At 68.1% G+C, this 14625-nt stretch carries 12 protein-coding genes; 6 read left to right on the top strand and 6 right to left on the bottom strand.

Annotation, left to right across the window (positions count from 1 at the left end; genetic code table 11):
- The first annotated feature begins 3 nt into the window (after positions 1-3).
- Positions 4-921, top strand: coding sequence for an SAM-dependent methyltransferase (locus A5702_RS24940; RefSeq protein ID WP_068224676.1), 918 nt, complete (start codon positions 4-6; stop codon positions 919-921).
- On the opposite strand, the gene A5702_RS24935 is transcribed toward A5702_RS24940, so the two are convergent.
- Both A5702_RS24935 and A5702_RS24930 read right to left on the bottom strand, forming a co-directional pair.
- A complete protein-coding gene (locus tag A5702_RS24935; RefSeq protein ID WP_068224673.1) occupies positions 918-2858 on the bottom strand; it encodes a fumarylacetoacetate hydrolase family protein in 1941 nt (646 codons plus the stop codon). The two genes, A5702_RS24940 and A5702_RS24935, sit on opposite strands and share 4 nt — an antisense overlap.
- Positions 2855-5122, bottom strand: a complete 2268-nt coding sequence (locus A5702_RS24930; protein WP_068224670.1) for an ATP-dependent DNA ligase — start codon at positions 5120-5122, stop codon at positions 2855-2857. The genes A5702_RS24935 and A5702_RS24930 overlap by 4 nt, the downstream gene beginning before the upstream one ends.
- Positions 5123-5158: 36 nt before the next feature.
- Here A5702_RS24930 and A5702_RS24925 point away from each other — a divergent pair, with 36 nt between their 5' ends.
- Complete coding sequence (locus A5702_RS24925; RefSeq protein ID WP_068224666.1) at positions 5159-6094, top strand: carbohydrate kinase; 936 nt, start codon at positions 5159-5161, stop codon at positions 6092-6094.
- A 90-nt stretch (positions 6095-6184) separates the two neighbouring features.
- Complete coding sequence (locus tag A5702_RS24920; protein WP_068224663.1) at positions 6185-7093, top strand: Ku protein; 909 nt, start codon at positions 6185-6187, stop codon at positions 7091-7093.
- 10 nt (positions 7094-7103) lie between these two features.
- Here the strand turns inward: A5702_RS24920 and pstA are convergent, their stop codons facing one another.
- From pstA to pstS (A5702_RS24900), 4 genes are all read right to left on the bottom strand, one after another.
- Positions 7104-8006 carry a phosphate ABC transporter permease PstA gene (pstA, locus tag A5702_RS24915; protein ID WP_055404760.1) on the bottom strand — a complete coding sequence of 301 codons (903 nt, stop codon included), beginning with the start codon at positions 8004-8006 and terminating at the stop codon, positions 7104-7106.
- Positions 8003-9001, bottom strand: a complete 999-nt coding sequence (pstC, locus tag A5702_RS24910) for a phosphate ABC transporter permease subunit PstC (RefSeq protein WP_067822036.1) — start codon at positions 8999-9001, stop codon at positions 8003-8005. Before pstC ends, pstA begins: the two co-directional genes overlap by 4 nt.
- 6 nt (positions 9002-9007) lie before the next feature.
- A complete protein-coding gene (gene pstS / locus A5702_RS24905; protein WP_068224660.1) occupies positions 9008-10120 on the bottom strand; it encodes a phosphate ABC transporter substrate-binding protein PstS in 1113 nt (370 codons plus the stop codon).
- A gap of 184 nt (positions 10121-10304) precedes the next feature.
- Positions 10305-11417 carry a phosphate ABC transporter substrate-binding protein PstS gene (gene pstS / locus A5702_RS24900; RefSeq protein WP_055404757.1) on the bottom strand — a complete coding sequence of 371 codons (1113 nt, stop codon included), beginning with the start codon at positions 11415-11417 and terminating at the stop codon, positions 10305-10307.
- Between the two features lie 268 nt (positions 11418-11685).
- Between pstS (A5702_RS24900) and A5702_RS24895 the strand changes: the two genes are divergently transcribed.
- The 3 genes from A5702_RS24895 to A5702_RS24885 form a co-directional block, all read left to right on the top strand.
- Positions 11686-12477 carry an SDR family oxidoreductase gene (locus A5702_RS24895; RefSeq protein WP_055404756.1) on the top strand — a complete coding sequence of 264 codons (792 nt, stop codon included), beginning with the start codon at positions 11686-11688 and terminating at the stop codon, positions 12475-12477.
- 103 nt (positions 12478-12580) lie between these two features.
- The gene (locus A5702_RS24890) at positions 12581-13657 is read left to right on the top strand and encodes a diacylglycerol kinase (protein ID WP_068224658.1); all 1077 of its coding nucleotides are present in this window, start codon (positions 12581-12583) and stop codon (positions 13655-13657) included.
- A gap of 87 nt (positions 13658-13744) precedes the next feature.
- Positions 13745-14625 (top strand): Nramp family divalent metal transporter (locus A5702_RS24885; protein WP_369817983.1); only part of this gene is annotated, 881 nt, incomplete at its 3' end.

The following is a 14625-nucleotide window of genomic DNA, read 5'->3' as shown; positions in this document are numbered from 1 at the left end:
ACCATGGCGCGAACCGAAGGTGACAGCTGGGACCTGGCCAACAGCGTGGGAGCGACGGCCACCATGGTCGCCGCCGCCCGGGCCGCCGCGAGCAAGCGGCCGCAGCCGGTGATCACGGATGACTTCGCCGAACCCTTGGTGCGTGCCGTCGGGTTGGACGTCTTCACCAAGCTGGCCAGCGGTGAACTGGATCCCGACGAACTCGAGCGGACCGTGGGCTTCGCCCGGATGGTCGACACGTTCGCGGCCCGCGCGCGGTATTTCGACGACTACCTCGCCGCCGCCGGCGAAGCGGGGCTGCTGCAGGTGGTGATCGTGGCGTCGGGTCTGGATTCGCGCGCCTACCGGCTGCGCTGGCCGATCGGAACGATCGTGTACGAGATCGATCAGCCCGAGGTGATCGCGTTCAAGGCCGCGACGATGTCGGCGATCGGGGCGGCGCCCACCGCCAAGCTTCGCGAGGTCGGGATCGATCTGCGCGAGGATTGGCCGGCGGCGCTTCAGGACGAGGGCTTCGATCCGGCCCATCCCACCGCATGGCTCGCCGAGGGGGTGCTGATCGGATGGCTGCCCCCGGAGGCCGAGGTTCGGTTGCTGGATTCCATCATCCCGCTGTCCGCCGAGGGCAGCCGGTTCGCCGCCGACTACGGAACGGTGACCGGGACTTCGCCGGAGGCCCAGGAACAAGCCCGGCTGATGAACGAGGGCTGGCGACGATGGGGACTCGACATGGACCTTGGCAAGTTGACGTACCCGGGCGAGCACACCGACGTCGCCGCGCATCTGCACGACAACGGGTGGGACACCACCCAATCCCGGCTGACCGATCTGTTCGCCGCCGCGGGGCTGCCCGATCTGGGGCCGACGGCCCAGCAGGTTCCGGCGACCACGATCAATTTCGTTCGGGCCGTTCGGGTTTAGCCGGCGCCCCGCTTGGCCAGCCACTCGGCCTGCATCACCAGCAAGGCCATCACCTCCAGCTGCGGGGTCTCGGGGTCCAGTTCGCGGTAACGCTGGTAGACGTTGACGACGACGCGCTCCGCGTCCAGCCAGGTCCCGTACTCGCCGAGGTCGATGGTGTCCGCCGCCTCGGACCACGACAGGCCGCGGCGATAAGCGGCCTCGGCCTGTTCGGACACATGCGCGAGATACCCACGGACGGCGCGGATTCCGTCCGGGTCGCTGACGGGCCCGTGGCCGGGCACCACCGTCGGCGCGTCGAGCCCGATCATGGTGTCGCACGCGGTGATCCAGTTGGCGATCGGGCCGGCCCACACGATCGGGGTGCAGCCGATGAACAACAGGTCGCCGCCGAACAGCACCCCGGCATCGGGCACGTGCACCACCGAATCCGCGGCGGTGTGCGCCGGACCCAGGTTCAGCAGTTCGACGCGCCGCCCGCCCACCTCGATGGTCAGGTCCCGCTCGAAGGTCTGATCGGCGTTGCGCACCGTGATGCCGCTGAAGTCGAAGTGCCCGAACCGGTCTCGCGTGTAGGGCGTCGCGACCGGCCCGAGGTTCGCGGTCTGCGCCATCGCCAGCATCTCAGGCGCCATGCCGTGCGCGATCTCCTCGGCCGTGCCCCGCGCGGCGATGATCCGCACCGAGGCGTCGAGCAGTTGATTGCCGTGGGTGTGGTCCCCGTTGGAGTGCGTGATCAGCGCGTCAGTGATGGGTGCCGTCGAGGTGAGATCTCGCATGGCGGTGAGCATTTCGCGGGTCAGCGCCAGGTCGAACAGGGTGTCGACGAGCAGCGACGCCCCATCGCCGGCGACCAGCCCGGCGTTGCTCCAGCCGTAGCCGCCGTCCGGCAGCGTCCAGGCCCACACCCGGTCGGCGACCAGGTGCAGGCCGCGGGTGTAGGGCACCTTCGCCGGCGCGCGGTTCACCCGGGGCGCGCCGGGCGCGGCGTCCGGGTTGGGCCGGGCCGCCAACGGGTGCGGCGCGCCGCTGGCGCGCACGGTCTGCCGGGTCTCGCCGAGTCCCTGGACTTGCAGCGTGACGACGTCACCGTCGTGCAGCCAGCCGGGGAACGCGTCCAGCGCCGACGGGTTCAGGTGCTCGACCAGCGTGCAGGTCGGCACGGTGCCCGACCCGATGACGTCGCCGGGGGCGAGCGTCACGCCGCGCGAGGCGTAGGAGATGACTTCGCCGAAGCTCCAATCCATTTGGGCGGTCGAACCCGATCCGATCACGGCGCCGTTGACCAGGGCGGTGACCTGCAGATCCAACTTGCCGTTTCGTCGATACGGCTCGAGCTCGTCCGGCGTCACCAGGTACGGGCCCAGCGTGACGCCGCTGTCCTTGCCCTTGCCCTGGCCGATCCCCAGTTGGCTCTCCATTTGCTGCAGGTCCCGCGCCGACCAGTCGTTGAAGATGGTGTAGCCGATGATGGCCCGTTCGGCCTCGTCGACCGAAAGGTCCCGCCCGCCGGTGCCGATGACCGCGGCGATCTCCAATTCGAAGTCCTGCCACGCGCTTCCGGGCGCGGTCGGCGCGTCGTCGTAGGGGCCCAAAACGGTTGCAGGGCAGGCGAAGTAGAACGCCGGAATGCGATACCAGGTGTCGGCGAGCGTCCGCCCGGCGCCCAGCGCCGCCTGGCAGTTGCGCATGTGATCCAGAAAGCACAACGAGTCGCGGATGGACGGTGGGCGCGGGATCGGCGCCAGCAGCCGCACCCCATTCACGGGCACCGGCGCCGCGACGCGCAGCGCCTCCTCGCCCGCCGCGCGCAAGCCGTCGGCGCCGCGCCCGATCAGCTCGAGCAGCGTCACGCCCGCGGGCATGGCGTGGATGGCGTCACCGGAGAGCACCCCGGTGCGTTCAACGTCGGCGTCGGCGTAGGTCACCCATTTCATTCGCGCACCACCTCACTCGGATCCTTGTCCGGCCGCAGCCCGCGCCAACTCGATTGGCGCAACCGGTCATCCGGGGTCCACTCGCTATAGCGCACCTCGCCCACCAGCACGGGCTCGACGTACGTCACGCCGCGGGCCTCGCTGCGGGGAAGGGGCGGGTCGAACGGGGATCGGTCGGTGTGCAGCGGCGCGAGGGTCTTCTTCAGGTTGGCCAGGTCGCGTTCGGTGAAGCCGGTCCCAACCCGCCCGGCGAAGTGCAGGCCCCCGTCGGTCGGGATGCCCATCAGCAGTGAGCCGATGCCACTGCTGCGCCCGCCCTCCCCGGCCTTCCACCCGCCGATCACGACTTCCTGGGTGTTCCAATGTTTGTCCTTGATCCACGACGCCGAGCGGCGGCCGGGCTGATAGGTGGAGTCGCGCTTCTTGGCGACCACGCCCTCCCAACCGTGCTTGCGGGAATGCTCCAGGGCCTGCTTGCCGTCGCCCGGCAACAACTTGGGGACGATGAGGCCGCCGCCACTGGCCAGCGTTTCCAACAGCTTTCGGCGGTCCTGGTAGCGCGCCCGCAGCAACGACCGGCCGTCCAGGTACAGCAGGTCGAACGCCCAGAATTCCACCCGGCTCCCCCGCCCCCGGTTCTGCATCGCGTGAAAGCTCGGCACCCCGTGCGCGTCCAAGACGACGGCCTCGCCGTCGAGGACCACGTGGTGGTCGGCGAGATCGGCTGCCAGCGCCCGCAATTGGGGATACTCGTTGGTCACCTCGCGGCCCCGCCGGGACCGCACCCGCAGGTCGCCGTGGTCGATCTCGACCAACAGCCGGTAACCGTCCCATTTGCCTTCGAAGGCCCATTGGCCCGCCTTGCGCGCCGCGATCGAGCCGTGGGTGGCGAGCATGGGCGCGATCCCGTCGAAGTCGAAGGCCTTCTGCTCCTTCATCCGGTGCGCCAGCCACTGGTTGCCGTTCGTTTGAATCAGCGCGTAGCGGCCGGAGACCTTGCTGCCGTGCAGGTTGACGATGACCTCGTCCTCCAGGAACTTCTCCGCCTCGTAGGTGCCGGCGTCCCAAATGATCACCTTCCCGGCGCCGTACTCCCCTTTGGGGATGTTGCCCTCGAAGGTGGCGTATTCCAGCGGATGATCCTCGGTGTGCACCGCCAGGTGGTTCACCGAGGTGGTTTCGGGCAGGTTCTTCGGCACCGCCCACGACACCAGCACGCCGTCACGTTCCAGCCGAAAGTCATAATGCAGACGGCGGGCGTGGTGCTCCTGGATGACGAACGAATTGCCTTGTCCGGTGGTGGGTTTGGTCCGCGGAACCGGCTCTGGGGTTTTCGACGCGTCCCGCATACTGCGGTACTTGCTCAGCCGGTCCGGGACGGCGACGTCCTGGTCGAGGGCCGCCAGCAGATCGCCGTCGCGCGCCACCCGCTCCAGCACCTCGTCGTAGCGCAGCTGGCGCAGCTCCGGATCGCCGATCTCCGCCCAGGTGCGGGGCGCCGCGACCGTAGGATGTTCGCGTCCGCGCAACGAATACGGTGCGATGGTCGTCTTGGATCCGTTGTTCTGGCTCCAGTCGAGGAACACCTTTCCCGCCCGCAGGCTGCGGGTCATGGTCGACGTGACCAGCTTGGGCATCGACTGCTCCAGTTGCTGGGCAACCCGTTTCGCCAACACCGTGGCGCCCTTGCTGCTCACCGGCTCCGCCAGCGGCGCGTACAGGTGCAGGCCCTTGCTGCCGCTGGTGAGCGGGAACAGCGTCAACCCGATCCCGTCCATCAGATCGCGGACGGCGTGGGCCACCTCGCACAGCTGCGCCATGGTCACGCCTTCGCCGGGGTCCAGGTCGAACACCAGGCGGGTGGCCGGGCCGGGCTTGAGCTCCTCGGCCTTGCTGCGCGTCCACTCGGCGACGAATCGCCACTGGGGCACGTGCACTTCCAGGGCGGCCTGTTGCGCGATCCAGGCCAACCCCTCCGGGGTGTCGATGATCGGATACGTCGTGGTGCCGGACCGGTGCGTCACGCTGGCGCGCGGCAGCCAGTCCGGCGCCGACGAGGCCAGTTGTTTTTCGAAAAACGAATCCTGCTCGACGCCGTTGGGCCAGCGCTTGCGGGTGGCCGGGCGCCCCGCGACGTGCGGGATCATCACCTCGGCGATCCGGGTGTAATAGTCGAAGACGTCGCGCTTCGTGGTACCGGTGGCGGGGTACAGCACCTTCTCGGCGTTGGTCAGCCGCACCAGGGGCGCCGCCGTCGCACTCATAGTGTCAACGTACGTCGTCTGGCGAGGGGTGAGGTTATGGCCCGCGGGCTGGTGATCGGCGAGGCGCTGATCGACAGGGTCGAAAACCCCGGTGACGCCGAGCGCGGAATCGCGGAGCATGTCGGCGGCAGCCCGCTCAACGTCGCGGTCGGGCTCGCCCGCCTCGGCCACGAAATCGACTTCTTGACCCACATCGCCGACGACGAAGCCGGGCGGCGCATCACCGAACACCTCACATCCGCTGGCGTCCAGCTGGTTCCGGGAAGCACGTCGGCGCGCCGCACGCCGACCGCGCGCGCGACGATCGGTGAGGATGGCACGGCTACCTACACATTCGACCTGGATTGGCGGCTCGCCGGTACGCCCGAGGCCGCGCCGCCGCTGTTGGTGCACACCGGGTCCATCGCCGCCGTGCGCGAGCCCGGCTGCCTCGCCGTCGCGGCGCTGCTCGACGCGTACCACGTGTCGGCCACCGTGAGCTTCGATCCCAACGTGCGCCCGTCGCTGATCGCCGACCCGACGCTCGCCCGCGCGCGCATCGCGCACCTGGTGGAGCGCAGCGACATCGTCAAGGCCAGCGACGAGGACCTGAGGTGGGTCGACCCCGATCACCAACCGGAACGCACCGCGAGAAGCTGGCTGGCCTCGGGGCCGGCGATCGTCGTCGTGACGATGGGCGCCCGCGGGTCGTTGGCGTTCTGCGCGGCCGGCGAGGCGCGGGCGGCGGCCCGGCCGGTGCGGGTGGTGGACACCGTCGGCGCCGGCGACGCCTTCACGGTCGGCCTGATCGACGCGCTGTGGGGAATGGGAGTGTTGGGCGCCGACCGGCGAGCCGCCCTGCGCAACATTCCCGTCGACGCCCTGACGGCCGCGCTCGAGGCGGCCGGCCTGTCGTCGGCGCTGACCGTCGGCCGCGCCGGGGCGGACCTCCCCGATCGCGCCGCGCTGCGCGCCCAGGCAAACGGGCCCTAGCCCGCCGGCAGGCTTCGATGCGGTCACGAGCTGCGGCGCGACGGCCCCGCGTCCTGTTAGCCGGCGAACTGTATGGGCATACTGACTTACATGCGCTCCATCTGGAAGGGCTCGATTGCGTTCGGACTGGTCAACGTCCCGGTGAAGGTGTACAGCGCCACCCAGGACCACGACATCAAGTTCCATCAGGTGCACGCCAAGGACAACGGCCGCATCCGGTATCAGCGCGTGTGCGAGTTGGACGGCGAGGTCGTCGAATACCGCGACATCGCCCGCGCCTACGAATCCGACGACGGCCAGATGGTCATCATCACCGACGACGACATCGCCACCCTGCCCGAGGAGCGCAGCCGCGAGATCGAGGTGCTGGAGTTCGTGCCGGCCAGCGAAGTCGATCCGATGCTGTTCGACCGCAGCTACTTCCTGGAGCCCGATTCCAAGTCATCGAAATCCTATGTGCTGCTGGCCAAGACGCTCGCCGAGACGGATCGGATGGCGATCGTCCACTTCACGCTGCGCAACAAGACGCGGCTGGCGGCGTTGCGCGTCAAGGACTTCGGGAAGCGCGACGTGATGGTGGTGCACACCTTGCTGTGGCCCGACGAGATCCGCGACCCGGATTTCCCGGTGCTGGACAAGAAGGTCGAGATCAAGCCGGCCGAACTCAAGATGGCCGGTCAGGTCGTGGAGTCGATGGCCGAAGACTTCAACCCCGACCGCTACCACGACACCTACCAGGAGCAGCTGCAGGAGCTGGTCGACGCCAAACTCGAAGGCGGAGAGGCGTTTACCACCGAGGAGCAACCCAAGGAGCTGGACGAGACCGAGGACGTCTCGGACCTGCTGGCCAAGCTGGAGGCCAGCGTCAAGGCGCGCTCCGGTGGCGCAAAAGCTCCAGCCAAGAAGGCGTCGGCCAAGAAAACGGCCGTGAAGAAGACCGCCGCCAAGAAGACCGCGGCCAAGAAGGCACCGGCCAAGAAGGCCGCTTCGAAGTCCTGACCCAGCGCGCTCAGCGCCGTCGGGTCGCCAGGAACCGGGTCGCCGCAGCGATCAGGTTGATCACCGCGACGATGATGATCAGGCTCAGCGCCGCACCCCAGATGCGCAGGAAACCGGCGTGTTCGGGGTTGGTGAGCTCGGTGTAGATCAGCAGCGGCAGGGAGGCCATGTTGCCGTGGAAGATGTCGACGTTGATCGACCGGCTGTATCCGACCAGCACCAGCACCGGGGCGGTCTCGCCGACGACCCGGGCGACCGACAACAAGACCCCGGAGACGATGCCGGGCATGGCGATCGGGAACACGATCCGCATGATGGTCTTCCATTTAGGCACGCCCAGCGCGTAGCTGGCTTCCCGCAGATCGTCGGGCACCAGCCGCAGCATCTCCTCGGCGGACCGCACCACCACGGGCAGCATCAGCAGCACCAGCGCCAGCGACACCGCGAACGAGCTCTGCTGGAATCCCAGGGTGGCGATCCAGAGGCTGAAGATGAACAGCGCCGCCACGATGGAGGGCACCCCGGCGAGCACGTCGACCATGAAGGTCGTCAGCCGCACCAGCCGCCCGGAACCGTATTCCACCAGGAAGACGGCCGTCATCAGCCCGAGCGGCACGGACAGCAGGGCGGCCACCCCGGCCTGCACCACGGTTCCGTACAGCGCGTGATAGATGCCGCCGGCGAACTGCTCCGGTAGCACGCCGTGCAGCGAATGCGTCCACCAGCCGGTCCGGGTGACCGCATACCAGCCGCGGGCCACCACGACCGACAGCACCCAGACCAGCGGGACCAGCGCGATGAGGAAGGAGGCGACGAAGAAGACGGTGGCCGCGCTGTTGGTGATCCGCCGCCGGAAGCTCACGGGCCGGAACGCCTGGGTCTTGACCGGCCGGTCGAACACGCTGGCCGTCATCCGTTGACCTTCCCGCCGGCGATGGCCCGCGCCAGCGCGTTGACGACGAAGGTCAAGACGAACAGCGCGAATCCCGCGGCGATGTAGGCGCCGGTGGGCAGCGGTTCGCTGAATTCGGCTGCGGCGGAGGCGATCTTGGAGGCGAAGGTGTAGCCGCCGTCGAACAGCGACCAGTTTCCCGGGCGCGCGGCCGAGCGCAAGATGATCAGCACCGCCACCGTCTCGCCGAGCGCGCGGCCCAGCCCCAACATCGACGCGGCGATGACACCGCTGCGGCCGAACGGCAGCACGGTCATCCGCACCACCTCCCACTTGGTGGCTCCCAGCGCCTGCGCCGCTTCCATCTGGATGTGCGGGGTCTGACGGAACACCTCGCGGGACACCGAGGTGATGATCGGCAGGATCATCGCCGAAAGGACGATGCCCGCGGTGAAGATGGTTCCGCCGCCGGCCAGCGACACGTTGCCCTGCCTGAACAGGAACAACCAGCCCAGGTTGCGGTTGAGGAACGCCGCGACGGGCTCGATCTTGGGCGCCAGCACGAAGATGCCCCACAACCCGAAAATGATCGAGGGCACCGCGGCCAGCAGGTCGACGACGGCGCCGAACGGGCGGGCCAGCCGCTTGGGCGCGTACTGGGTGAGGAACACCGCGATCCCGACCGCCACCGGCACCGCGAGCACCAGCGCGGTCAGCGAGCTCAGCACCGTGACCATCAACAGATCGCGGATGCCGAAGGCGAGCTTCGCCGGGTCGGTGGTGCTGAACTGTGCGCTGGTGAAGAAGTTCGCGTGGTTGACCCGCAACGACGGAACGGCACGAATCAGCAGAAACACCGCGATCAGCAGGATCGCGACCACGATCGTCGACCCGGCGGCGGCGGCCGTCAGCTTGAAGAGCCGGTCCCCCCGCCGAGCGGAGGGCGCGCCCAGCGCCTTGAGCCCGGGTTTTTTCGGGGTCGACGGGCTGGCTACCGCTCCTCGGGTCACTACCACCTCAAATCACGTGATGGCGTTAATAGCGGCCGACAGTCTCGACTTGAACGAGTCGGGAATGGGAATGTACCCGTTGTCGGCCAGGCCACTCTGCCCCGCACCGATCGTACTTTGCAGGAACGCCTTCACGGCGGTGCCGACCTGTGAATCGGGATACTTCGAGCAGACGATCTCGTACGTCGCCAGCACGATCGGGTAGGACCCGGCTTGGGTCGGCTTGTAGAAGGACAGCGTGTCGAGCACCAGGTCGTTGCCCTGGCCGCTGATCTTGGCCCCGGAGATGGTCTTGCCGACCGAGTCGGAGCTGATCGCGACGGCGTCCGGGCCGGCCGACGTGACGACCTTGGCCATGCTCAATTTCTGCGCCTGGGCGAACGACCACTCGTTGTACGTGATCGACCCCTCGGTGGCCTTGATCGCCGCCGACGTGCCGTCGTTGCCCTTGGCGCCCTCGCCGACGCCGCCCTTGAACGTCTTGCCGGCGCCCTTACCCCACGCGCCGTCGGAGGCCGCGTCCAGGTACTTCTGGAAGTTGTCCGTGGTGCCGGACTCGTCGTTGCGGAACACCACGTGAATCGGTTCGGCGGGCAGCGCGACGCCGGGGTTCAGCGCCGCGATGGCCGGGTCGTTCCAGGTCGTGATCGCGCCGTTGAAGATCTTCCCCGCCGTGGGCCCGTCGAGACTCAGCGAGCTCAGCCCCTTGACGTTGTAGGTGATGGCGATCGGGCCGAACACCACCGGCAGGTTCCACGCCGGCGAGCCACAGCGCTGCTGTGCCGCGGCGTATTCCTTCGCGGCGAGCGGCGAATCGGAACCACCGAAATCGGTTTGGTTGCCGTTGAATTCGCTGATTCCGGCACCCGAGCCGTTGGCCGTGTAGTTCAGCGTCTGGCCGGAGCAGGCCTGTTCGAAGGCGTTGACGAACCGCGTCATGGCGTTGGCCTGCGCGGTCGACCCGCTGGCCTTCAGCGTCTTCTTCCCGCCGCAGCTGACCTTGCCCGACGAGCCACTCGTCGCACCGCTCTCGCCCGTGGCGTTCTTGTCACTTCCGCACCCCGACAACACCAGCGCGCCGGCGGTCACGACGCTCAGCGCGGCACCGAATCGGTTGAGTTTCAAGTCACTTCCTAACGGTAGGGAGGAAACAGGTGTGCCGACGTCCTGATGGCAATCGAGCGTCGACCGGCGTCTCTCGCAGCAAGGAAGCTAACAGCAAGAAGGTTAACGTTGGGCAAATTGCTGTCGGCTGATTGTCGCTGGCCAAGGCGGCTTGAGGGAGCCCCGCACGCCCGCGCGAGGGTGCTCACGAAATGGCGTCGATCGCCACCGACAGCCGGGACTTGAACGACTGCGGGACGGGAACGTAACCGTTGTTCGTCAAGCCGTCCTGACCGGCACCGACGGTGCTCTGCAGGAACGCCTTTACGGCCGTGGCGACCTGCGGGTCGGGATATTTCGAGCAGACGATCTCATACGTCGCGAGCACGATGGGGTAGGAGCCGGGCTGGGTCGGCTTGTAGAAGGAGAAGGTGTCGACGACCAGGTCGTTTCCCTCCTCGGTGAAGTCGGCGCCGGCGATCGTCTTGCCGACCGAGTCGGCGCTGATGGCCACGGCGTCCGGCCCGGCCGAGGTGACGACCTTGGCCATGTCGAGCTTTTGCGCCTGGGCGAACGACCACTCGACATAGGTGATCGAGCCCTCGGTGGCCTTGACCGCCGCGGACGCGCCGTCGTTGCCTCTGACCCCTTCACCGACGCCGCCGTTGAACGTCTTTCCGGTGCCCTTGTCCCAGACGCCGTTGGCGGCCGAGTCCAGGTACTTCTGGAAATTGTCGGTGGTGCCGGACTGGTCGTTGCGGAAGATCACCCGGATCGGCTCGGCGGGAAACGCGACGCCCGGGTTCAACGCCGCAATGGCCGGATCGTTCCACGCGGTGACCGCGCCTTTGAACATTCGCGCGGCCGTGGGGCCGTCCAGGTTCAGCGACGCGACGCCGGCAACGTGGAAGGCGATCGCGATCGGGCCGAACACCACCGGCAAATTCCAGGCCGGCGAACCACAGCGCTGCCGGGCCGCGAAGTATTCGATGGACGCGAGCGGCGAGTCGGATCCCGCGAAATCCGTTTGATTTCCCGTGAATTCGCCGATACCCGCGCCCGACCCGTTCGGCGTGTAGTTCAGCGTCTGGCCGGGGCAGGCCTGCTCGAAGGCCCTGATGAAGCGGGTCATCGCGTTGGCCTGGGCGGTCGAACCGCTCGCCTTCAGCGACTTCGCCCCGCCACAGCTCACCTTGCTGGTCGACGTGCCCGGCCCGCCGCGGTCTCCGGCCCCGTTCTCGTTACTTCCGCAGCCCGACAACGCCAGGGCAACAACGGTCGCGACGCCCAGCGTCGCTCGAAATCGCTTCAGCCGCAATATGATTCCCGACGGGAGAATTCAACCATGATCGCCACCATTCGCTAGCCGCCGCGCGCCGGCAAACTTTTCAGCACTAAGGCTAACGCCGCGCGAATGATCTCGCAGTGGACGCGAAAGGCGGCCGGACCGTCCGGCGGCCGATGGGCAGGGGGCGTTACATCGCCCCGCCGATGTGCAAAAGTAGAACCTGTTCCAGAAATGCCGCATCCGAGACGGCCGGGCTTGCTACCGTGTCGGCTGACAACTTGGGCGAAGAGAGGCCGCAATGATCCTTGACAGATTTCGTCTCGACGACAAAGTCGCCGTCATCACCGGTGCCGGCCGCGGCCTCGGGGCGGCCATGGCGGTGGCTTTCGCCGAGGCGGGCGCCGATGTGCTGATCGCCTCGCGCACGGAATCGCAACTAGAAGCCGTCGCCGATGAGGTCCGCGCCGCCGGCCGCCGGGCGCACATCGTCGCCGCCGACCTGGCCCACCCGGAGGCGACCGCGGAGCTGGCCGGCCAGGCCGTCGAGGCCTTCGGCAAACTAGACATCGTCGTCAACAACGTCGGCGGCACCATGCCCAACACGCTGCTGACCACCTCGACCAAAGACCTCAAGGACGCGTTCACCTTCAACGTCGCCACCGCCCACGCGCTCACCATCGCGGCGGTGCCCCTGATGCTGGAGCACTCCGGCGGCGGCAGCATCATCAACATCACCTCGACCATGGGCCGGCTGGCCGGACGGGGTTTCGCCGCCTACGCCACCGCCAAGGCAGCGCTGGCGCACTACACCCGGTCGGCCGCGCTGGACCTGTGCCCGCGCATCCGCGTCAACGCGATCGCGCCAGGGTCGATCCTGACCTCCGCGCTGGATGTGGTCGCGTCCAACGACGAACTGCGCGCACCGATGGAAAAGGCGACCCCGCTGCGCCGCCTCGGCGATCCCGTCGACATCGCCGCCGCCGCAGTCTATTTGGCGTCACCGGCGGGCAGCTTCCTGACCGGCAAGACGCTCGAGGTCGACGGCGGCCTCACCTACCCCAACCTCGACATCCCCGTCCCGGACCTGTGACCCCTTGACGCGCGAGCAGACGCAAACTCGCCTGCGCCCCCCCAGTTCATGCGATTTTGCGTCTGCTCGCGGTCGTGAACCAACCACCCCGAAGGAGCCTGTCATGCCCATCCCCGTCGTCCAGTTGGGTACCGGCAATGTCGGCGTCCACGCGCTGCGGGCGCTCATCACCAACCCCGAGTTCGAGCTCAGAGGCGTCTGGGTGTCATCGGAGGCCAAGGCCGGCAAGGACGCGGCTGAGCTTGCCGGACTTGACGATTCGACCGGCGTGCTGGCCAGCACCGACCTGGACGCCGTGCTGGCCACCGGCCCGCAGTGCGCCGTCTACAACGCGCTGGCCGACAACCGGTTGCCCGAGGCGCTGGAGGATTACCGGCGCGTCTTGGCCGCCGGGATCAACATCGTCGGCAGCGGTCCGGTCTTTCTGCAGTACCCGTGGGAGGTGATCCCCGAGGAGCTCATCAAGCCCATCGAAGACGCCGCGCGCGAAGGGAATTCGAGCGTGTACGTCAACGGGATCGATCCCGGCTTCGCCAACGACCTGCTGCCGATGGCGCTGGCCGGCACCTGTCAGAACATCCAGCAGATCCGCTGCATGGAGATCGTCGACTACGCCACCTACGACAGCGCGGCCGTCATGTTCGACGTGATGGGCTTCGGGAAGCCGCTCGACGAGATACCCATGCTGCTGCAGCCCGGCGTGCTCAGCCTGGCGTGGGGATCGGTGGTGCGGCAACTGGCGGCGGGCCTGGGTCTATCCCTCGACTCGGTCGCGCAGGAGTACGTGCGCGTGCCGGCGCCCGAGGACTTCGACATCGCGTCGGGGCACATCCCCAAGGGCAGCGCCGCCGCGCTGCGGTTCGAGGTGTTCGGCATGGTCGACGGCGACCCCGTCGTGGTTCTCGAGCACGTCACCCGGCTGCGCGAGGACCTGTGCCCGGATTGGCCGCAGCCCGCCCAGCACGGCGGCTCCTACCGGATCGAGATCACCGGCGAACCGTCGTATGCCATGGACGTCTGCCTGAGCAGCCGCAAGGGCGACCACAACCACGCCGGGCTGGTCGCCACCGCGATGCGGGTAGTCAACGCGATCCCCGCCGTGGTGGCCGCCCCGCCGGGAATCGTGACCACGCTGGACCTCCCCCTGATCACCGGCAAGGGGCTCTACCTGCCCGGTTGACTGGCGCACCGACGGCCGAGGCTTATTCGGCCGAATGACGGGTAGCCCTCCGGTGAACCCGTAGTGTTCGGCTAACCTCACTTTTCTATTCGGCCGCAAGAATCGAGGGGCGACACGTTGACGCGGAGCAGCCAGGACTCGCTCAAAAGCAGTTGGTATCTGCTCGGGCCCGCCTTCGTCGCCGCGATCGCCTACGTCGACCCGGGCAACGTCGCGGCCAACGTCAGTTCCGGCGCGCAGTTCGGGTACCTGCTGCTGTGGGTCATCGTGGTGGCCAACGCGCTGGCCGGGCTGGTGCAGTACCTGTCCGCCAAACTCGGTCTGGTGACCGGGCGCTCGCTGCCCGCGGCCATCGGCAAGCGGATGGGCCGTCCGGTGCGGCTGGTGTACTGGGTTCAGGCCGAACTCGTGGCGATCGCCACCGATATGGCCGAAATCGTCGGCGGTGCAATCGCTTTGCGCATCCTCTTTGGTTTCCCGCTGCTGCTCGGCGGGATCATCACCGGGGTGGTGTCCCTGCTGCTGCTGGCCATCCAGGACCGGCGCGGGCAGATCATCTTCGAGCGCGTCATCACCGGGCTGCTGCTGGTCATCGCCGTCGGGTTCGCGGCCAGCTTCTTCGTGAAGACCCCGCCGCCGGATGCCGTGCTCGGCGGGCTGGTGCCGCGATTCCAGGGCACCGAAAGCGTGCTGCTGGCCGCCGCCATCCTGGGCGCCACCGTGATGCCGCACGCGGTTTATATGCATTCCGGCCTGGTCCTGGACCGGCACGGGCATCCCGCCGAGGGCTCGCATCGACGCCTGCTGCTGCGGGTCACCCGACTGGACGTGGTGCTCGCCATGGCCGTCGCGGGAACGGTGAACGCCGCGATGCTGCTGGTCGCCGCGATCAACCTGCAGCACCGCGATCGTGGCGCCCAGCGTGTTGTGGATCGCCGAGTAGGCGCCCTCGATGGAGGCGCTGACGT

Origin of the sequence: Mycobacterium sp. E3339, from assembly GCF_001666915.1 — a bacterium.
Lineage (GTDB): Bacteria > Actinomycetota > Actinomycetes > Mycobacteriales > Mycobacteriaceae > Mycobacterium.
This window is presented reverse-complemented; position numbering and strand designations above follow the sequence as displayed.

Excerpts from the sequence above, each read along its gene's own strand:
- A5702_RS24940 (WP_068224676.1), top strand. The coding sequence starts at position 4 with ATGGCGCGAACCGAAGGTGACAGCTGGGACCTGGCCAACAGCGTGGGA.
- A5702_RS24935 (WP_068224673.1), bottom strand. The coding sequence starts at position 2,858 with ATGAAATGGGTGACCTACGCCGACGCCGACGTTGAACGCACCGGGGTG.
- A5702_RS24930 (WP_068224670.1), bottom strand. The coding sequence starts at position 5,122 with ATGAGTGCGACGGCGGCGCCCCTGGTGCGGCTGACCAACGCCGAGAAG.
- A5702_RS24925 (WP_068224666.1), top strand. The coding sequence starts at position 5,159 with ATGGCCCGCGGGCTGGTGATCGGCGAGGCGCTGATCGACAGGGTCGAA.
- A5702_RS24920 (WP_068224663.1), top strand. The coding sequence starts at position 6,185 with ATGCGCTCCATCTGGAAGGGCTCGATTGCGTTCGGACTGGTCAACGTC.
- pstA (WP_055404760.1), bottom strand. The coding sequence starts at position 8,006 with ATGACGGCCAGCGTGTTCGACCGGCCGGTCAAGACCCAGGCGTTCCGG.
- A5702_RS24895 (WP_055404756.1), top strand. The coding sequence starts at position 11,686 with ATGATCCTTGACAGATTTCGTCTCGACGACAAAGTCGCCGTCATCACC.
- A5702_RS24890 (WP_068224658.1), top strand. The coding sequence starts at position 12,581 with ATGCCCATCCCCGTCGTCCAGTTGGGTACCGGCAATGTCGGCGTCCAC.